This window comes from Treponema sp. Marseille-Q3903 (assembly GCF_014334335.1).
GTDB lineage: Bacteria > Spirochaetota > Spirochaetia > Treponematales > Treponemataceae > Treponema_D.
The window spans coordinates 1,448,790-1,468,571 of record NZ_JACSEU010000001.1; the positions used below are offsets into that span (position 1 = coordinate 1,448,790).

The following is a 19,782-nucleotide window of genomic DNA, read 5'->3' on the forward strand; positions in this document are numbered from 1 at the left end:
TCAAAAGGAATTGGTTTATGTCAAAAACATTGAAAAGATTATTAACATTTTTTATCGGTGTACCGTTGGTGCTCTCACTTGTATATGTTAATTTTATGTACCATCTGCCGTTGCAAATTGTCATTGGAATTTTTGCAGTTTTAGGTGCAAGTGAATTCCACGACATGCTTTCACAAAAATATAAATTGTTTTCAAAAGAAATAGTTTTGATTCTTGTTGCATTGCTTCCTTTTTCTTCATACATATTTACTTTGGCAGGTCTTTCTTTTGATGTTACACAATGGTTTTTTGTTTTTGAAATCATTTTTTTGATGGCTTTTGAATGTTTTTCTCAAAAATCGTTTGAACAATCATCTTCTAAAATCGCATTTTCACTTTTGATAGTTTTTTATACAGGATTTTTGCTTACATTCCTTTCGAGAATGGCATTGTTAGAAAATTCAAGATATGTGATTTCACTGTTCTTAGTTTATGTATTTATGTGTGATTCTTTTGCATGGTTTTTCGGTATTTTATTTGGTAAAGGAACGCGCGGAGTTGTCGCTGCAAGCCCGAACAAAAGCGTTGTAGGATTCGCAGGTGGAATCGTATGTGCTACAGGCTGTGGGTTATTGTTTAAAGTTTTTTTCCCATCAATCTTTGATGTACCGTATCTGAATCTCATCATTCTAGGAATTTTTACTTCTTTGGCTGGCATTTCTGGCGACCTTGTTGAATCTGTCTTCAAACGTTCGTGTGAAGTAAAAGACAGTGGAAATTTGATTCCGGGTCGCGGTGGAGTGCTCGATTCAATCGACTCGATTTTAGTTGCAGGACCGATTTTCTATATCGGTTATAATTTTTTGATAAAATAAACAGGATTATGAAAAAAGTTTTAGTTCTCGGCTGTACTGGTTCAATTGGAACAAATGCACTAAAAATAGCAGACAACATGCCTGAAGATTTTTCAGTATGTGGGCTTCAGGCTAATTTAAATGAAAAAAAACTCGCAGAATTGAGCAAAAAATACAATTGCCCTTCTCTGCTTACTTCAAAAGACAGCTCTCAAGCGGCATTCCAAAAACTTATAGAGCAGTCAAAACCTGACATAGTCGTAAATGGAATTGCAGGAAGCGCAGGCCTTCTTCCATCTAAAGTCACACTCCAAAATGGAATAGACCTTGCGTTGGCAAATAAAGAGACAATCGTCATGGCAGGTCTACTTATAAAAGAATTAGCGCAATCTAAAAATGCAAAAATTCTTCCTGTAGATTCAGAGCATTCTGCAATTTTTAATCTTGTTGAAAAGATTGGAAAAAAGAATATATCTAAAATAATAATCACGGCGAGCGGCGGCCCATTTAGAAATTACACAAAGCAGCAGCTTGAAAACGTCACACTTGAGCAGGCTCTAAATCACCCTACTTGGAAAATGGGTCCTAAGATTACTGTCGATTCATCTACGTTGGCAAATAAAGGGCTTGAAGTTATAGAAGCCGCCTTTTTGTTTGATGTAAACGCAGATCAAATTGAAGTCGTAGTTCATCCTCAAAGCTTGGTTCATTCTTTAGTCAGAGCGAACGACGGAATGCTTTATGCTCAGATTTCCGACCCTGATATGAAACATCCGATTTTCAGTGCGCTTACTTGGCCTGAAAATAAAAAAACATACCTGCCGCCTTTTGACCTTTTTGATAAGGAAATGACTTTTTTTAAGGCAAGGACAGATGATTTTCCTTTGCTTGATTATGCCTTTGAATGTGTAAAACTTAAAAACTGTTATCCTGTCGCTTTTAATGCGGCAAATGAAGTTGCAGTTCACGCATTTTTAGACGGAAAGATCAAATATACGAAGATTGCAAAAATTGTCAGAAGCGTGCTTGATAAAGACTGGAATATAAGGCTTGATTCTTTTGAGACTGTTTTTGAATTAGATAAAAAAGCGCGCAAAATTGCCACGGAGTTGATATGAAATGGATATTTGGCATAATTGGCTTGTGTTTTTTGATTTTATTTCATGAGCTGGGACATTTTCTTGCCGCAAAATTGTTTGGCGTAAAAGTTGAAACTTTTTCGATAGGTATGGGGCCAATTCTTCTTCATAAAAAAATCAGAGGGACAGATTACAGAATTTCTCTTTTTCCGATTGGCGGATATTGCGGAATGAAAGGTGAAAAAGATTTTCAAAAAGCGATAGAAGAAAAATTGCCATTCATTGACGGAGAGGCAGACTCTTTATATGGCGTTCATTCGATTAAGCGTGCTCTTATCGGTTTTGCAGGTCCTTTTTTTAACTTTTTTCTCGCATTTATCGCATACACCTTAATTGTAGGAATCGGATACACTTACTATACATATTCAAACAAGATAAAAATTACAGATGAAATTTCATGCAAAGTTGCAAAAAATGCGGGATTGATAACTGGCGACAAAATCATAAAAGTAAACGGGAAAAACACTGATGATTTTTCACACATAATCGAAAACATCGGTTCAAGACCTGATGAAGATATTGTAGTGACAGTTGACCGCGATGGACAGATTTTAGACTTTAAAATGCACACCCAAATCAATAAATCAGATGGGACAGGAAAGATTGGAGTTGTGGCAGATTCTTCTGAAGTTCTTGAAAAAAGTACCCCAAAATATGGATTTTTCGGAACTATCGGACATGGATTTTTAGATACATTAAATGCAGTGAAACTCACAATAAAAAGTATCGGGATTTTATTCAAAGGAGTCGATTTAAACAATGCAGTCAGCGGACCTGCTCGTGTGACAGACTTGCTCGGCTCTACAATTCAAGAAAGTTTTGCTTCAGGAAAAAAAGAAGGTTTTATCAGCATTTTGTATCTATTTTCAATGATAAGTATTTCTCTTTTTATCATGAATCTTTTGCCGATTCCTGTTTTAGACGGAAGTTTAATTCTTTTAGCGTTGATTGAATTTGTCACTCATAAAAAAATAAATCCTAAAATTCAATATTACATACAATTTGTAGGCCTCGCTGTCATCATTTTGTTATTTTTTATAGGATTGAAAGGCGATATCACATATTTTATAAACAGAGGTAAAAATTGATGAAAAAAATAATTTCTTTTGGAATTATCACAGCTTTATTTTTTTGTATTTATGCTCAGTCTCACATGTCTACACAATCGCATCAGCAGCAAGTAAATAAAATACTGCCAGTGACTGTTCGAAACAATGACGGTTCTTTTTACAGCGCCTCTGATGACGGTTTTGTAATAAAATGGTCGTTCGATAATCAAGGGGAACATTATCAGTTTTCCGATGTTGCAATAAAAATGTTGGCTGTTTCGCCTGATGGAAATGACATTGCGCTATATGAAACTGATGGCGGCTCTATCAATAAAGTGACAGTTTGGGATTTTAATACTTTTAACCGCAAATATCAAAAAAAGTTTTCAGATTCGATCACTTCACTTTCGTATTCCTCAAAAGGGACTTATCTGATTGTCGGAACAGCAACTGTAGATGGTGCTGTTTTTATCCGCACGAACGGCTGGAAAGTTGTAGATAAAATCAAGGGAAACACAGGGATTGTCAGTTATGTGACTACAAGTGAATCTGAAAAAAGTTGTGTTTTTTATTCTCCGTCTGGAACACTTTCGTTTTACAACATGCAAACTGGAATGCTAAAACAAAAACTCGGTATCGTAAACGGACTGAATCAAACTGTGATGTTTAATCAAAACAAATTGTTTGCAGGCGTAAAAGACAACTCGATTTATGTGACAGCAGCCGGAAAAACAATCTCTAAAATTTCAGCACAAAATCCTATAATTTTATCATCTTCTGCCGACTATAATCTTTATTATCTTGAAAACGATGGAAGAAGCAATTACGAAATTAAAATGCTTGAAAACTTGGACGAAGGTAAAGTTTCTAATCCTCGCACAGTAAAGACGATGAAAGGACCTAGAGGAAGTTCTGTCATCACGACTGCCTGTAAAGATGCCGTAAACGTGTATCTCGGCGGACGAGACGGCGCAATCTATAAAACAGAAGTTGAACCATCTTTTATATCTGAAACGTTAAATCCTATAACTGAAAATACATATTCAAAGATTTACGGAATGGCTCCTTCCGAAACTGATTTTTACTTTTTGACAGCATCTTCAATTTACCAGTCTTCGTATGATACTGGTGTTATAAACAAACTGTATACGACAAACGGTCAAAACAGAATTACAAAATATAAAGATGGAAATGTGATTCTATGGTCTAAATCAGATAAAATGCCGGTTATTCAACTTGACCTTGATAAAAAAACTTCAAAAACACTGTATACGCCTAAGAATAATGTTGAACAACTTCGTATTTGCACAGTTGACGGAGACGATTTTATTGTTGAAGTTGAAAGCAATGGTTCTGTCTATATGTATGACTTTCAGACAGAGTATATCAAAGAAGTTTATACAGGAACCGGAATTCAAGATGCAGTTTATATGAACGACAGACAAGTCTACGTTGCAAAATCAGCTTCGACAAATCCAAAGTCGCCGTTGCTGAGCGTAAATCCAGAAACGCTCGAAACAGTTCCTGTAAACATAAAAGGGAACGTTATCTATGCGTTGAGTGCAGACGAAAAAACAATTTACGGAATCAATGTAATTCAAGATGATTCTTCGTTGAACACTTATGTATTTTCTTATGAAACTTCAACAAAAAGGATTGTAAATATCCTTAAATTTCCAAATGAAGATTCTGAAGCGTTTACATATTTAAACGGAACTAACTTATTTACAAACATCGGACGAAATAAAGTCTACTGCTACAATTTGAATTCAAAGAAAAGATTTGCTTATAATCGCTCGGCTTCGATTCCGCAGAGCATCGTTCAAAACGGAAACAGAGTTGTCATTTTGAACAACAATGGAAGTATCTCATGGTGCGGACCAAACGACCAGAAACTGCTCGCCGATTGGTATCTTACAAAAGACGAGCAGTGGTATGAGTTCTAAATGCAAACTCGTGCATTTTTTTATTTCCAGTCAGCTGTATTTATACCGCAGCCTCGCCACAGTGCGTCGCTGTAAACAAGTACATAGTTTTTAGCGCTTTGCTCCCAGCTGAAGTTTTTTTGCATGCCTCGTTTTTGCATTTTTTCAATGTGTGCCTTTTTGTTGTAGTACGCATGGACAGCCCAACCGACAGTGTCATAAATCGCACCCGGAGTCAGGTTATCGAACAAAAATCCTGTTCCGTCTCCTGTTGATTCATTGTATTGCTCAATTGTATCTGCGAGCCCTCCTGTTCTGCGAGCTATCGGCAATGTTCCATACAGCATAGAATACATCTGATTTAGACCGCAAGGTTCGTAACGAGACGGCATCAAAAAGAAATCAGAACCGGCCTCAATGAGGTGACTAAGTCCTTCATCATAACCGATATACGCACGAAGATTAGGCAGATTTGATTGAAGTGTGTTTATTTCGTCTTCACACCATTTTTCACCGCTTCCAAGCACTGCAAATTGAATGTTCATATTTTTGCACATCGCATAGATGCTTCCGTAATTAGGTGCAAAAATTTCTGCAATACCTTTTTGGTCTGCAAGCCTTGTTATTATTCCGATTACAGGAACATCTTTATTTTCGGAAAGTCCCATTCTCTTTTGCAAAGCCTTTTTACAAAGAGCTTTGTTTGCGATGTTTTTATAATCAAAATTAGCAGGCAGAAGCTTATCTGTTTTTGGATTCCATACATCGAGGTCGCAACCGTTCAAAACTCCACGTACAACATTTGAACGAACTCTGAGCAATCCGTCAAGTCCAAATCCGCCTTCAACTGACTGGATTTCGTTTGCATAAGTCGGAGATACTGTTGTAATCATATCTGCTGACGAAATACCTGCTTGCAGCAAGTTGATAGAACCGTCTCTTTCAAAACCAGCTCCGTAATAAAGATCCCAACCGATTCCGAGAGCCGGATATGAATCTTTTGGATACCAGCCTTGATAACCTAAATTGTGGATTGTGAGGATAGATGCAGTGTGGGCAAAATATCCGTTTCGGCAAACGTGTTTTAACAGAACAGGAACAAGAGAACAAAACCAGTCGTGAGCATGCATTATATCTGGATACCAGCCAAGCATTCGGCATATTTGAAAAGCTCCGTGACACAACAATGCAGAGCGATAAGGATTGTCGTGAAAATCAGGTTCGGCTTTTGTGCCGTAAATACCATCTCGCCCGAACGCTCCTTCGTGGTCTATGAAGTAAACCGGAACTTTTGAATTTGGCAAAGTAGAGCTGTAAACTTTTACCCATGTTTCAACCTGCCCTGCTGCAACAGCGAGAGGCTCTTCAATAGCGCTGAGCTTGCTCCTGTCAATTTTATAATAACGAGGCATCACAACCCTTACATCATGCCCTTGTTTTTCTAGAGTTATCGCAAGTGCAGACACAGCGTCTGCAAGTCCGCCTGTTTTTGCAAACGGTACAATCTCTGAAGTCACCATTAAAATTTTCATTCTTACATCTCCTATTAAACACCGCGTTAGCGGCAGCGCATGGAGGCGCTGAATCAAAGTTTACACAGCGCAAACGCGCGAAGTAAACTTTCGTGATAAAAATTACAAGGAAGTAATTTTTATCACACTCCGTCTACAGCTTTTTTGAATGCCTGTTTACTGTTTAAAATTGTTGCTTCACTACAGCAATAAGCAAGACGAATCCAACCTTTTCCTGCAAAACCGATTCCCGGTGCACAAAGTATATTGTATTTTTTTAAATGATTTACGAACGCCATATCATCGTCGTTGAATTTTTGCGGAACTTTTACCCAAAGATAAAAAGCGCCATCAGGTTTGTTGTAACGAAGCCCTGCATAGTCCATCACTTCGCATATCTTTTCGCATCTTTTTTCGTAAGTCGAATAATCGCATTCTGCATCCCAAGATTTTGTTATAACTTTTTGAAAAAATGCAGGTGCGTTTACGAAGCCGAGTGTTCGTGTACAAAAAATTGCAGCGGCTATAAAATCTTTTGCTTCGGGGCATTCGGGGTTTACGCAGATATAACCGATTCGCTCTCCTGGAAGACTCAAGTTTTTTGCAAAGCTTGTCACGACAATCGAATATTTATATTTGTCAAAAACAGAAGCGACTTTTTTTCCGCCGTAAGTGATGGCACGGTAAGGTTCGTCACATATAAGATACGGATATCGCCCTGTTCTATCTCCGTGTTCCTGAAGCACTTCAACAAGCTGGCTTATTTCATAATCGGAATAGATACGACCTGTCGGATTGTTCGGAGAATTTATAAGAACGGCGGCAGTGTTGTCATTTATGAGGCTGTCGATAGCTTCGGCGTCTATTCCAAAATCATTTGAAGTTCGCACCCGCACAATTTCGCCGCCTGCATTGTGTATGTAATGATCATATTCTGCAAAGTATGGGCAAGGAACTATCACATCTTCACCTTCGTTTAAAAGCGCTTTAAAAGTGACGTTCAAAGCACCGGCAGCTCCTACAGACATAACGACGTTTGAAAAATCTACAGGAACTCCCTGTTCTTTCGAAGTTTTATCAGCCATTGCTTTGCGAGCTTCGATATAACCTGCATTTGGCATATACCCATGGCACAGATGAGTCTCTTCTTCACAAACCTTTTTTATCGCTTCTATCACTTTTGAAGGAGGGTCGATGTCAGGATTTCCGATGCTAAAATCAAAAACTTTATCTTCACCGTACTTTGCCTTAAGAGCAGAACCTTCTTCGAACATCTTGCGGATTACTCCGGCAGACGGGCTTTCCACTAATGCTTTAATTTTTTTAGCTATCATGATGGTGATTATAACATAAACTTCGGCCGGTTGCAAAAATAAATCACCGTCTCAAAGAAACAGATTGTATTATTATTTAAGGCTCAGCAGTCAGAAAATCTTTGTTTTGTTGAATATAACATCGATTTGCAATATAATCGTATGACAATGAAAAAACGATTGTTGTTGATTTTTCTTGAAGTCTGTTTAATTTCTCTTTCATGTTTTTCAAATCCTTTTAATGAAAAACTCTCAAAAGACGAAAAAAATCAGTTGGAAGCAGGTGAAATCGTAATTAAAAATATAAATTTTGAAAAAAATATATGCTTGAATAAAAATCTTTCGCCTGTTGCAGACTCTCTTTTATCGGAGATTCATAACTTAAATCCCAAATACCTTGCAGAAGTAATTCAGTATAAGCGATATAAAGGAAACGAAGATTTGCCTCAACGTCTTGAGGCGCTTTTAAACAATGTGGCCGATTATGCAGGAATTCCGTATTATTCAGTGCGAGCGGAAGCGTGGTATAACCTTTACGATTCTGCAACAATCACAGAAAAATACACGTCAGATGATAAAACTGTTATCAAAGCTGATATGCAAATGGAACCTTTCGGGACTGTCAATGAACACATCGAGATGACAAAATCTGAAGAAACAATTCTTTACATTGCGAAAAACACAAACAAACTCCGTTATCTTGATAAATTCGACTGTATCTGGCCGGAAAGAATGCGAATATGCATTTTGCTATTTAGAGATGGAGACAATTGGGTACTTTATGGAATCGGCGGCGTAAATGCTCCACGAATTCCATTTTTTACAGAGAGAATTCAAACATCTTTTATAAACAGAATCAGGGCTTTTTGTACGTTTATATTTAAGAAATTTTAATTGCCTTAAAAATTCTAGGGAGGAATTGAAAATGATTTGGTTAATTGGCTGTAAAGGAATGCTTGGTTCAGAAATTGCACGCCAGCTTGAAGAAAATAAATTACCATGGATCGGGACTGACAGAGAAGTTGATATAACAAATCCGCAGGCATTAGAGGCTTTTTCCAAGTCGGTTGAAACTGATTCATATTTTCCGTCAAATCTTTCATATAAAGAGAGAAAAATAAAATGGATTATAAACTGCTCCGCTTACACAAATGTCGATAAAGCCGAAGAAGATACAGAGCTTGCTTCAAAACTAAACGAAGACGGTCCTAGAAATATAGCGCGTGAAGCACGCAAAATCGGAGCTCGACTGATTCACATTTCAACAGATTATGTCTTCAACGGGGAAGGAAACAAGCCATATACAGAAGAGATGGAAAAAGACCCTCTCGGAGTTTATGGAAAAACAAAGGCGGCCGGTGAAGATGCTATCTGCAAAGAGATGAATCAATATTACATAATAAGGACAGCATGGCTATATGGCTTTGACGGTCGCAATTTTGTCTACACGATGACTAAGGCAATGAACAGCCGGGAATCTGTCAAAGTTGTAAACGACCAATTCGGGACTCCCACTTGTGCCGTAGATTTGGCAAACGTAATACTGAAACTCATTTTAAAATCAGATAACGCAAAATCTTTTTTTGGAAAAGACAGCGCTCCGTCTTACGGTATCTATCATTTTACTGATTCGGGACAGACAAGCTGGTTTGAATTTGCCACAGAAATCTATAAATTTGGACGCAAGACAGGACGCATAACAAATGTCTGTCAGGTAAACCCATGCACAACGCAAGAATTCGGCGCAAAAGTCGCTCGCCCGTCATATTCTGTCTTGAGCAAAGAAAAAATAATCAAAGCGATGAAGATAAAAATCCCAAGCTGGCAGCAAAGCCTTGAAAAATTTATGAAAAACGAAAGGTTTAATCCGCTATAAAAAAAGTCAGCAGTAAAAACGCCTTTATTACATGGATATAAAAAGGAATTTATAAATGAAAAAAATATCTTTTTTTACAAGTTTATTTGTCATTTCGGCATTGTGTTTCTCGCAAGAAGCGCTAAAGTCAGTCGAAGAAGAATATTACGATTTTCTTTCGCTTCAGGGAATCGTTGAGCGCCCTACACTCGGCTACAGAACTTTGAGCGACAGCCGATGGCAATTTTTACCTGTTGAAAAGATTACGGAAAATGAAGACGGAACATTTTCAAAAACTGTAATTCCCGGAAATCAAACAGACAAAAATTTTTGGAAAAACAACAATCTCGGCACAACACACATACTTTGGGAAAGCGAGTCGCAGGGAATAAACTGGTTTTCCAGCGGATTTTACCACGGAATAAAAGCTAAAGTTTTCGGACCCGAATGGTTTAATTCTTATAACACGGCAGCTCCTTATGGTCAAAACGACGGCGCATTATGGCAAGGAGTTGGGTATAACAGCTCTTTGACAGGCGGAATTCGAGTCGAGGCGTTTGGATTTGAAGGAACTTTTAAACCTGTTGTTACGTTTAGTCAGAATAAAGAATTTGAATTGATGCCATCTGCGTATGACAATAAGTACGCATATATTTGGGGATACGGCGGAAATAAAGGTATAGATCTCCCACAACGGTTTGGGGATAAATCATACTTTCAGTTTGACTGGGGCGATTCCGAAGTCAGATATACTTACCACAATTTTACTGTAGGGTTTGGAACTCAGTCTCCATGGCTCGGACCTGCATGGCTTAATCCTATGCTTGGAAGCAATAATGCGGGTACATATCCGAAACTTGACTTTGGCTTTAGGAAGACTGATATAATTGTTCCAAAACTCAGGTGGAATCTCGGCAAGTTTGAAACTAGAATCTGGATTGGGCAGCTTACAGAAAGCGATTATTTTGACAATGACGGCAAACTAGACAAAAACTTACTCAACGGGTTTAACTTTTCCTACTCACCTTCATTTATCAAAGGATTGACTGCCGGAATCACAAAAGTGTGTCTTACGCGCTGGGGAAACAACTTTTGGAGATACATTAATCCGTTTTACAGTTCAAATGACATAACAGGAATTGGAGAAGATCAAAAAGCTTCGGTTTATGTTGATTGGGTTTTCCAAGAGGCGGGATTTGAGTTTTTTGCGGAAATCGGAGTTGATGATTATACCCCTAACGGAATTAAAGGAATACTAAATTATCCTTATGACACGATGATTTATACGTTAGGGTTAAAAAAAGTATTTAATCATAAAAGCTCCCCGATAATCGCAAGCGAGTTGATTTTTGAATGGAATGCTATTGAAAAAAACATACACCGCGCATCAGGGATTTCATACTATTCATATTATTTTCATGCGCAAATAGGTCAAGGCTACACAAACAGAGGGCAGTTGTTGGGATGCGGTTTAGGTTCCACAAACAGTCAGTATGTTTCATATAAGATGTATTTTAAAAATTGTTCAGTGAGCTTGTTCTTGCATCATTACAATGTCGACAATGATTATGCATATCTTTTATGGAACAACAAAGGGTTATACTCTTATAAAGCAAATTTGGCATTTGGAATCAGCGGTGAATATTTTATCAAGCCGAATTTTTATGTAGCATATAAATTTGTTGATGACTTTATCCTTAATCCTCATTACAAAAATACCCTTGAGACATCAGAAAAACTAAACAATTTACATATAGAAATTAGTCTAAAATATTTATTTTAATTTTGTATAAGGTGTGTTTTTTTATGGGAATAAAATCTGTCAAAGTTAATGCAGTATTGAATTTTGTTCGTTCTATAATGTCTTTAATATTTCCTCTCATCAGTTTCCCATACGCATCTAAAATTTTGCACCCTGAAGGAATTGGAAAAGTAAATTTTGCTAATCAAACAGTATCTTTATTTTCTGTGATTGCAGGATTAGGGATTTATACATACGCTGTTCGAGAAGCTTCAAAAATTCGTGAAAACAAAGAAAAGCTCAATCAGTTTTGTTCCGAAGTGTTCACTTTAAACCTTCTTTCAACTCTTTTTGCATATTTAATTTTTTTTAGCGTTATATTTACAGTTCCTAAATACACTGAATATATTCCGTTGCTTTTAATCTCGTCTATAACAATGATTTTTTCGGTTTTAGGACTTGAATGGTTTTATAGCGCACAAGAAGATTTTTTATATATAACAATAAGGTCAATACTTTTCCAAATAATCGGTTTAATCTTGTTATTTGTTTTAGTAAGAGATGAAAATGATTTTTTACAGTATTGTTTTATAACTGTAATAACATATGTAGGTTCAAATTTTCTAAATTTCATTCATTCAAGAAAATTCATAAAAATCAGGATTGTGAATCCTAAAAAAATATTAAAACATTTTAAGCCGGTTTTTATTTTTTTTGGAATCGTCGTTGCCTCAAGCATTTACAATGTTTTAGACACAAACATGCTTGGTCTTTTTTCCAATGATACACAAGTTGGACTTTACACTGCCGGTACAAAAGTGATTCGCATAGCGATTTCTGCTTTGGCATCTGTCAGTGTTGTGATTGTACCTCGCCTTTCGTATATGTCTGAAAATTCGTCTAAATCGGAATTCGGTGAAATGTTTAAAAAATCTATAAACGTGATAGAATTTTTGTGTATCCCAGCCACTTTCGGTATTTTCATATTGAGCGAACCGATCATCTATATTTTATGCGGAATAGAATTTTTTGATTCAATCAATGTGAGCAGGATTATTTCACCGATTTTATTTTTTATCCTTACAGGAGGTGCTATCGGTGACCAAATTTTTATCCCTCTTCGCAAAGATAAATTGAACCTTTACCCTGTGATTGCGGGTGCTTTTATAAATATCATATTAAATTTTATCCTTATTCCTAAATTTGGAGCGGTAGGAGCTGCAATCGGAACAGTTTTTGCAGAATCAACTGTAAACATCATTAAATTGATTTTTGCGCGACCGTTTATAAAAGAATATCGTTGTTTTTCAGAAGAATGGAAATATATTTTATCTTCACTTATAATGGTCATATCTATTTACTTATTTTTTGTTGTTGTAAAAAATCAATTTATTCGTTTAATAGGCGGATTATTTATAGGTATTTTTGTATATTTTGCGATATGCTTTCTTTTAAAAACTAAAATTTTACTTTTATTAAATGATAGAATAATAAAACACACAAAGAATAAAAGATAAGGAGATGTTTTTTGTTTTTTATAAATATACTCAAAAAGAACGTAAAAAACTATTTACAAAATAAAAAACTCAAAAAATTGATTGCTATAATAAAAAAAAGCTCTTATTTTGATGAAGCCTTTTATAGAAAAACTTATAACATTCCAAAGAATGTCGATTGTGCAGAACATTATCTTACAAAAGGCTACTTATGCGGCTATAATCTCTCTCCTGAGTTTGATTCCATTAAATATGAAAATTATTATAAATTATTTTTTAAAAATAATGGAAATCCGCTGATTCGCTTTGAGCAGGATCATAAAAGCATTGAAGACAAACATGATATATCATTCCCAAGCAATTGCATAGAAATCGAAAGAAAATTTGCTTTGCAAAAACCAAAGCACAAGCGAGTTGCAATTTTTGCGAGTTTTTCAAATGACGGCAAAATCCACGATGATGTTATTTTTTATCTAAAAGGATTAAAAGAGATTGTCGATAACATTATTTTAATCGGCGACAACCCTGTTTTTGAAGACGAAATATCAAAAATACGAGATTTGGTTTATTTTTGTAAATTTATAAAACACAACGAATACGATTTTGGGTCATATAAAATCGGATATCGATTTTTAAAAGAAAACAATTTATTAAAAGATGTCGATGAACTGCTGTTTTGCAATGATTCTTGTATCGGACCGATTTTTCCTTTTTCGGAAGTGATAGAGCAAGCAAAGCCAATAAAGTGTGATTTTTGGGGATTGACTTCATCAACTACTATCTGTTTTCACATACAATCTTATTTTTTCGTATTGCGCAATTCAGTCATCAAATCAAATGTGATGGACAGCTTTTTTTCTTACGTAAAACCACAAGAGTCTCCCGAAAATATTATTTTTTATTACGAGATGAAGCTGACTCAATTTTTGGAATTCCACAATTTTGATGGATTTGCCGTTTATAAAAGATACGGCATACAAAATCTGCATGAAGATTATGAACTGATTTCTAACCCTTTGGAATTTATGCTCAATTATAGAATGCCTTTGGTCAAGAAAAAAGTTTTAGACAAAGATAGTGAATATGGAAAATCTGCAAAGTATATCAAAAAAACAAAAGATTATATAAAATCAATTCAGCCCAAGTTGATATATTAAATTATTATAGGAGTTCTATGAAAACACTTTATGAATCATTTATAGATTTTAGGTTCTTTCTTGAAAAAGTTTACTCATTTTTCTTTAGAAATGATAAAGAAAAAGATACTTACGAATACAACATTTCTTATGTATTGATATTTAAAAATGAAGTTGACTACATAAGAGAATGGATTGAATATCACAGATTGATTTCTGGACAAAATACTCATTTTTATCTTTATGATAATAAAAGTACAGATAATCCAAAATTTATTCTTCAAAAATATATTGACGATGGCATTGTAACGTATAAATATGTCAACGCAGAAACTTACCCACAAGTTCAAATTTATACAGATGCAATACTAAGATACAGATTTAAAACAAGATATATGGTTTTTATAGATGCCGATGAATTTATTGTACCTACAGATTCATCTTCAACACTTCAAGATATCATCGATAAACAATTCTCAAAAAAAAATGTTGGTGGAATATGTATAAATTGGCTTTGTTTCGGCTCTTCAGGAAGAATCTCAAAACCTGAAGGTTTAGTGATCGAATCGTACTTACAACGTTCGAAATTTGAATATGATGCAAATAAACATATAAAGACAATCGCAAATCCAAGAAAAGTTATGTGGTTTTCTTGTGCGCATAATCCAAAATATTACAAAAATAATCACAACATCAATGATGAAGATGAATTTGTGGATGATTTTTATAATTTAAACAGAACTTATAAGCTGTTGAGTCTACATCATTACGCATCAAAATCTTTAGAAGAATCTGAAAAAAGAGTTCAAAAAGGATTTGGGAAAAAATGGTATGGAAATAAAACAAATTCTAAGCATTCTCCTCACGATTTTAATGATGTCTTTGATGATTCGATCTTAAGATATGCGGAGGAAGTAAAAAAGAGGCTTCAGTTGTAATCTTTTAGGCTTTTTTTTGCATTTTTGTATATCTTCCAGTGATTTATGCATTTTATGCTGAAAATACACTCTTGAATTATCAGTTTCCGCAGATTTTTTTTATATTCAAAAAGTTTTGAGTAATTCGGGTAATATTTTTGTATAAATAAATTATTTCGCATTATATAAAACAATCTGAAATCCGAATGGTTGTTGATTTTGTAAAAAAAAGTTTTTTTATCATCGCCTAAACTGTGTTTAAAAACAATATTATCATTTATTATGATTAAATATCCGGCATCTCTGAGACGATAGCAAAATTCATGGTCTACTTCATCGATGAATAACCACTCGTTGAATTTTCCAACATTTTTCCATGCAGTTAAATTAATTATATTTGCGCTCGTAAGCACTCTTTCACACTGATGAATCGGCGAGAGTTTATTTTTAATTTTTAATGCTTTTTTTATAATTTGTTTTATTTTTTGCTTAATTATCTCAACTTTTGCTGTAGGTTTTAAGTTTGCATTTGCTGCAAAACTGACTATCTTATTGTTTTCGTTAAATGCGGATTCGACGTAATTCAGATAATTCGTCAAATTGACAGAATCCCATGAAGAATCCTGATCCATCGTCATTATCCAGTCAAAATTGTCATCGAGCGCTTTTTCGCACCCCTGATTCAATGCAGCAGCAATTCCTTTATTTTTCATATTTGGAATATAAATCGCATTATCGATTTTTTTTGCTAGAAAAGCGTTATCTGATTGTGAGTTGTCAATTATATAGACTGATTTAAAAAATTTTGAATATGTGAGTATATTTTTTATACATTCTGCTTCACCTACAGATTCAATTGGGTTATACCATATCACAGTACAAGCTATCTTCATTTTATTTATCACTCCAATTCTCACACACTATTAATTATCAATTTTGATATATTCTTTGAGAACGCTTTTTTACATAAAAACTATAACTATCATAACGATTTTGATGATGGTTTGAAAGTATAAGTTCAGCCTAATAAAATTACTGGAATAAAAAAAATATATATGCTAAAATTTTAATGAAATGATTTCTATAGCGATGACAACATTCAATGGAGAAAAATATCTTCGCAGTCAATTAGATTCAATATTAAATCAAACACATACCGATTTTGAACTTATAATTTGCGACGATTGTTCTACAGACTCAACAGTTTACATATAAACGAATATAAAGCTAAGATTCAAGAATAAAATTGTTTATAAATGAAACTAATCTTGGATTTAAATTTTGAAAAGCGATTTCTTTATGTAAAGGGGAATATATTGCTTGGATCAAGATGATTGCTGGACAAAAATCACCTTCAGCTTTTAGTTGAAAATATTAAAGATAGCTATTTAATATGCGGAAACAATCTTATAGTAAACGATGATGGTAAATCTACCGGAATTGATTTTTTTAATAGCAATAAATTTTCGCCTAAGATTTTTAAAACGAATAAAGATATATTAAAAAGAATTTTATTATGCGGAAATTGTTTTCAAGGTGCTTCAATGATGATGACAAAAGAATTTGCAGAGCGATTGTTACCTTTCCCAGAAAACATAGAATATCATGATTTATGGATGTCTTCATTAGCTTCTGCACAGAACAAGTTTTCTTATACGACAGAGATTGTAACTTTGTATCGGCAGCATTCTTTACAAGTAACTAGAAAAAGTATAAAAGCGGAACAGTTTTATATTTCGAGATTGGAATTGATTTCAAACTTAAAGAAAAATAATATTTATAAAGAAAACGCCAAAGAAATAGAAAATATAGAAAAATTTTTATTAAATCAAAACAATTTATCAGGTCGAGTAAAAAATACAGTTTACTTTTTTGAAAATTATAAGTACATTCACCCGTTAAAATATAAACATATATTCCATTATTTAAAATATTTATTAAAAGGACTATAGATAAAGTGAAAAAACTAAATAGCGATGAAATCAAAAAAATAGAAAATAATATCCTCTCCGTCTATGCCGATTTTTGTGAAAAAAATAATTTAAAATATTATCTCGCATACGGAACATTGCTTGGAGCTGCAAGACACAAAGGTTTTATTCCTTGGGACGATGATATAGACGTCATCATGCAGCGTCAAGATTATGATAAAATGCAACAGATATTAAAAGAAAAAGGCAACCACATCTCTCAAAATATTGTGTTAAAAACTCCTTACGATAAAGATTATGCATACCAGTACTGTAAAATCATAGATACGAATACTGTCGTGTATGAAAAGAATATAAAAAATAAGTTTAAGACATCTCTTTGGATCGACATATTTGTGTACGACAAAATTCCGGAAGATAAAAAAAATCAGAAAGCTTTCCAAAATAAATTGTACAAAATGAGAAAATATTACTTTTATTCAATAGAAAAAAAATACCAAGGTCACAGCGTTCCGGGCTTAATTAAATACAATCTAATTAAATTTTTTGTCACTCCAATATATTCTATAATCAATCAAAAAGTACGCATCGCAAAGCTCGCCGATAAATACGCAAACTCAGATTCAAACACATGGTTTTGTTCTTTGTTTTCAGAACCGAACACAAAATTTATCATGTCAAATGAATTTGAACAAACAAAAATACAATTTGAAGGCAAGGAATATACTACATTTAAAAACTATGATAAAGTTTTAAGAGACTATTATGGTGACTACATGCAGTTACCTGATGAAGATAAACGAATTTCACACGATATGGATGCGTATCTAAAAGAGTAAAAAGATGATCAATATAGCGATTTGTATAGACAATAGATTTGTGATGCAGGCGGGAGTTTTTATGACTTCTGTCTGCGTATCGAACACATGTAACGACATCACTTTTTATGTTGTAAGCGACTCTCTGTCAGATGATGACAAAGTAAAATTGACAGACACAGTTATAAAATACAACAAAAACATTGAGTTTGTGTCTCTCGATTTAAATAAACTAAAAGATTTCCCCGTTAGAAAAGGCGATCATATTTCTCTTGCTACATATTATAGACTCCTCTTGCCTGTTATCCTCCCTGAATCTGTAGATAAAGTGCTTTATGCAGACTGCGACATGCTCGTCGTAGATAATTTAAAAGATTTTTACGACACTGACATATCAAATTACTCAGTCGCTATGACCGCAGATATGTTTTATGATGATGACAAAATCACAACACGGCTTCTCTACGATGTAAAATATCATTACTTTAATGCCGGCATGCTCCTTATAAACCTCAAATGGTGGCGTAAAAATGATATTGCAAAAAAAGCAATTGCGTTTGTAGTAGAACATAAAGAATTATGTCTCGCGCACGATCAAGATGCGTTGAACGCTGTGCTTCATGGAACTATTTTACGAGCTCCATCAAGATATAACATTCAGCTTGATTTTTTGCGAAAAAATCCATCAAATATGATTATAAAAGATGACGATGTGTTAAAAGAATCTCTAAACTCCCCTCGTTCACCGTGTATAATTCACTTTACAGGTCCTTCAAAACCATGGCACACGCACAGTTTTAATCCGTATGATCCTCTTTGGGATTATTTTCAAGAACGGACGCAATGGAAGACTCTTCAAAAATCTGAAGAATACGTCGGATACATGAAGTTTAAAAAATACACAAAACTGATTCTTGGAAAACTTCACATAATGCCGGCGCTTATCACACGATATATAAGTGTTGATAGAGAAATATTGGAAATTAAAAATAAATTTAAGGGAATACAATGATAATTGTAAACGGCGCTTTTTTATGCAGAAATCTCACGGGAATTGAGAGATTTGCCTTTGAAATATGCAAAAATCTTGACAGCATTATTCCTAAAGATAAGATTGGAATCTACATTCCTGCAAATGCGAAAATCAAGCCAAAATATAAAAATATAAAATGTTTGTATTCAAAAAAAGAATGCAAAAGATTTCCATATTGGGATCATGTTATTTTTAGAAATTTTGTAAAAAAAAATCGTTTTATTCCTCTAAGTTTTTCAAATGTTGCTCCACTTTTTTGTCCAGGCATAGTTTTTATTCACGATATTTATGCAAAACTTTATCCTAAAGACTTTAGCTCTTTTAAAGATAAATTGATAAAAATTTATATGTGTATGATGTATTTTTATGCCGTAAAGTGTGCAAAACTTTTGCTTACCGTAAGCGAGTTCAGCAAGAAGCAGATTGCAAAAGCATATAAAATTCCTGAAGAAAAAATTTTTGTCATACCAAACGGATGGGAGCATTTTTCTGAAGTTGAAGAAGATTTTTCAATTTTTGAAAAGTTTCCTTTGTTGAAAGCAAGAGATTTTTATTTTACGCTTGGAAGCCTTTCAAAGCGTAAAAATCTTAAATGGATTGCAGATTATGCTGAAAAAAATCCGAAAGAGCTTTTTGCAATTTCAGGAAAAGCGATATCCGGTCTTGTACCACCTGAATTAAAAAAACTTCAAACATTGAAAAATGTCATACTTTTAGGATATGTCAGCGACGGGAATGTAAAAGCCCTCATGAAAAAATGCAAAGCGTTCATCTTCCCAAGTTATTACGAAGGATTTGGAATCCCTCCTCTCGAAGCTCTTTCTGTAGGGGCAAAGGCTGTTGTTTCAAATGCAGCATCTTTACCGGAAATCTATCAGGACTGTGCTTACTATATTTCGCCTGACAATACAGATGTAAACCTCGAAGAGCTTATTTCAAAAAATGTTGAAAATCCTTCAAAAATTTTAGAAAAGTACACTTATAAAAATGCGGCGCATCGGCTTTATCAGCTCTTGGAATTCGAGTGATTGTGCTTCCTACCGCGTTACATAAACTTGCCGTACGTAATAAAAACTATTATGATT

18 protein-coding genes are annotated in these 19,782 nt (G+C 34.4%); 15 read left to right on the forward strand and 3 right to left on the reverse strand.

The genetic code is table 11. The features are described 5' to 3' along the window. Positions 1-17 precede the first annotated feature (17 nt). From H9I37_RS06570 to H9I37_RS06585, 4 genes are read left to right on the forward strand one after another with little or no spacing between them, the layout of a single operon-like run. Entirely contained in the window at positions 18-854 is an 837-nt protein-coding gene (locus H9I37_RS06570) for a phosphatidate cytidylyltransferase (RefSeq protein ID WP_187381654.1), read from the forward strand. Between the two features lie 8 nt (positions 855-862). After that, positions 863-1,951: a 1-deoxy-D-xylulose-5-phosphate reductoisomerase gene (dxr, locus tag H9I37_RS06575; RefSeq protein WP_187381655.1), complete on the forward strand. Its 1,089-nt coding sequence runs from the start codon at positions 863-865 to the stop codon at positions 1,949-1,951. After that, positions 1,948-3,060 (forward strand): M50 family metallopeptidase, encoded by a 1,113-nt coding sequence (locus H9I37_RS06580; RefSeq protein ID WP_187381656.1) that lies wholly within the window; start codon positions 1,948-1,950, stop codon positions 3,058-3,060. Before dxr ends, H9I37_RS06580 begins: the two co-directional genes overlap by 4 nt. After that, positions 3,060-4,967: a WD40 repeat domain-containing protein gene (locus tag H9I37_RS06585; protein ID WP_187381657.1), complete on the forward strand. Its 1,908-nt coding sequence runs from the start codon at positions 3,060-3,062 to the stop codon at positions 4,965-4,967. The genes H9I37_RS06580 and H9I37_RS06585 overlap by 1 nt, the downstream gene beginning before the upstream one ends. Before the next feature lie 20 nt (positions 4,968-4,987). Here the strand turns inward: H9I37_RS06585 and H9I37_RS06590 are convergent, their stop codons facing one another. Next, on the reverse strand, positions 4,988-6,478 hold the full coding sequence (locus H9I37_RS06590) for a glycogen synthase (RefSeq protein WP_187381658.1): 1,491 nt from the start codon (positions 6,476-6,478) through the stop codon (positions 4,988-4,990). Positions 6,479-6,600: 122 nt separating this feature from the next. Beyond that, a complete protein-coding gene (locus H9I37_RS06595) occupies positions 6,601-7,791 on the reverse strand; it encodes a pyridoxal phosphate-dependent aminotransferase (RefSeq protein ID WP_187381659.1) in 1,191 nt (396 codons plus the stop codon). Between the two features lie 147 nt (positions 7,792-7,938). Between H9I37_RS06595 and H9I37_RS06600 the strand changes: the two genes are divergently transcribed. The 6 genes from H9I37_RS06600 to H9I37_RS06625 are packed head-to-tail and all read left to right on the forward strand — an operon-like array spanning position 7,939 to position 14,936. Beyond that, positions 7,939-8,664 (forward strand): DUF6675 family protein, encoded by a 726-nt coding sequence (locus tag H9I37_RS06600; RefSeq protein ID WP_187381660.1) that lies wholly within the window; start codon positions 7,939-7,941, stop codon positions 8,662-8,664. Between the two features lie 31 nt (positions 8,665-8,695). Then, complete coding sequence (gene rfbD, locus H9I37_RS06605) at positions 8,696-9,646, forward strand: dTDP-4-dehydrorhamnose reductase (protein ID WP_187381661.1); 951 nt, start codon at positions 8,696-8,698, stop codon at positions 9,644-9,646. A gap of 55 nt (positions 9,647-9,701) precedes the next feature. Continuing rightward, complete coding sequence (locus H9I37_RS06610; RefSeq protein ID WP_187381662.1) at positions 9,702-11,408, forward strand: capsule assembly Wzi family protein; 1,707 nt, start codon at positions 9,702-9,704, stop codon at positions 11,406-11,408. A 23-nt stretch (positions 11,409-11,431) separates the two neighbouring features. Beyond that, positions 11,432-12,883, forward strand: a complete 1,452-nt coding sequence (locus H9I37_RS06615; RefSeq protein WP_187381663.1) for a flippase — start codon at positions 11,432-11,434, stop codon at positions 12,881-12,883. A gap of 11 nt (positions 12,884-12,894) precedes the next feature. Next, positions 12,895-14,019: a rhamnan synthesis F family protein gene (locus H9I37_RS06620; RefSeq protein ID WP_187381664.1), complete on the forward strand. Its 1,125-nt coding sequence runs from the start codon at positions 12,895-12,897 to the stop codon at positions 14,017-14,019. A 17-nt stretch (positions 14,020-14,036) separates the two neighbouring features. Further along, on the forward strand, positions 14,037-14,936 hold the full coding sequence (locus tag H9I37_RS06625; RefSeq protein ID WP_187381665.1) for a glycosyltransferase family 92 protein: 900 nt from the start codon (positions 14,037-14,039) through the stop codon (positions 14,934-14,936). On the opposite strand, the gene H9I37_RS06630 is transcribed toward H9I37_RS06625, so the two are convergent. Next, complete coding sequence (locus tag H9I37_RS06630; RefSeq protein WP_187381666.1) at positions 14,927-15,808, reverse strand: glycosyltransferase; 882 nt, start codon at positions 15,806-15,808, stop codon at positions 14,927-14,929. The genes H9I37_RS06625 and H9I37_RS06630 overlap by 10 nt on opposite strands. A gap of 181 nt (positions 15,809-15,989) precedes the next feature. Here H9I37_RS06630 and H9I37_RS06635 point away from each other — a divergent pair, with 181 nt between their 5' ends. The 5 genes from H9I37_RS06635 (at position 15,990) to H9I37_RS06655 (ending at position 19,725) form a co-directional block, all read left to right on the forward strand. Beyond that, positions 15,990-16,130: a glycosyltransferase gene (locus H9I37_RS06635; protein ID WP_187381667.1), complete on the forward strand. Its 141-nt coding sequence runs from the start codon at positions 15,990-15,992 to the stop codon at positions 16,128-16,130. A 119-nt stretch (positions 16,131-16,249) separates the two neighbouring features. Continuing rightward, on the forward strand, positions 16,250-16,867 hold the full coding sequence (locus H9I37_RS06640) for a glycosyltransferase family protein (RefSeq protein WP_187381668.1): 618 nt from the start codon (positions 16,250-16,252) through the stop codon (positions 16,865-16,867). A gap of 5 nt (positions 16,868-16,872) precedes the next feature. Further along, entirely contained in the window at positions 16,873-17,685 is an 813-nt protein-coding gene (locus H9I37_RS06645; protein WP_187381669.1) for a LicD family protein, read from the forward strand. Positions 17,686-17,689: 4 nt separating this feature from the next. Beyond that, a complete protein-coding gene (locus H9I37_RS06650; RefSeq protein ID WP_187381670.1) occupies positions 17,690-18,676 on the forward strand; it encodes a glycosyltransferase family 8 protein in 987 nt (328 codons plus the stop codon). Then, a complete protein-coding gene (locus tag H9I37_RS06655; RefSeq protein ID WP_187381671.1) occupies positions 18,673-19,725 on the forward strand; it encodes a glycosyltransferase family 4 protein in 1,053 nt (350 codons plus the stop codon). Before H9I37_RS06650 ends, H9I37_RS06655 begins: the two co-directional genes overlap by 4 nt. Positions 19,726-19,782 lie beyond the last annotated feature (57 nt).

Bases quoted from the DNA above. Each gene is read 5' to 3' on its own strand.
- H9I37_RS06570 (WP_187381654.1), top strand. From the start codon at position 18: ATGTCAAAAACATTGAAAAGATTATTAACATTTTTTATCGGTGTACCG.
- dxr (WP_187381655.1), top strand. From the start codon at position 863: ATGAAAAAAGTTTTAGTTCTCGGCTGTACTGGTTCAATTGGAACAAAT.
- H9I37_RS06580 (WP_187381656.1), top strand. From the start codon at position 1,948: ATGAAATGGATATTTGGCATAATTGGCTTGTGTTTTTTGATTTTATTT.
- H9I37_RS06585 (WP_187381657.1), top strand. From the start codon at position 3,060: ATGAAAAAAATAATTTCTTTTGGAATTATCACAGCTTTATTTTTTTGT.
- H9I37_RS06590 (WP_187381658.1), bottom strand. From the start codon at position 6,478: ATGAAAATTTTAATGGTGACTTCAGAGATTGTACCGTTTGCAAAAACA.
- H9I37_RS06595 (WP_187381659.1), bottom strand. From the start codon at position 7,791: ATGATAGCTAAAAAAATTAAAGCATTAGTGGAAAGCCCGTCTGCCGGA.
- H9I37_RS06600 (WP_187381660.1), top strand. From the start codon at position 7,939: ATGAAAAAACGATTGTTGTTGATTTTTCTTGAAGTCTGTTTAATTTCT.
- rfbD (WP_187381661.1), top strand. From the start codon at position 8,696: ATGATTTGGTTAATTGGCTGTAAAGGAATGCTTGGTTCAGAAATTGCA.
- H9I37_RS06610 (WP_187381662.1), top strand. From the start codon at position 9,702: ATGAAAAAAATATCTTTTTTTACAAGTTTATTTGTCATTTCGGCATTG.
- H9I37_RS06615 (WP_187381663.1), top strand. From the start codon at position 11,432: ATGGGAATAAAATCTGTCAAAGTTAATGCAGTATTGAATTTTGTTCGT.
- H9I37_RS06625 (WP_187381665.1), top strand. From the start codon at position 14,037: ATGAAAACACTTTATGAATCATTTATAGATTTTAGGTTCTTTCTTGAA.
- H9I37_RS06630 (WP_187381666.1), bottom strand. From the start codon at position 15,808: ATGAAGATAGCTTGTACTGTGATATGGTATAACCCAATTGAATCTGTA.
- H9I37_RS06635 (WP_187381667.1), top strand. From the start codon at position 15,990: ATGATTTCTATAGCGATGACAACATTCAATGGAGAAAAATATCTTCGC.
- H9I37_RS06650 (WP_187381670.1), top strand. From the start codon at position 17,690: ATGATCAATATAGCGATTTGTATAGACAATAGATTTGTGATGCAGGCG.
- H9I37_RS06655 (WP_187381671.1), top strand. From the start codon at position 18,673: ATGATAATTGTAAACGGCGCTTTTTTATGCAGAAATCTCACGGGAATT.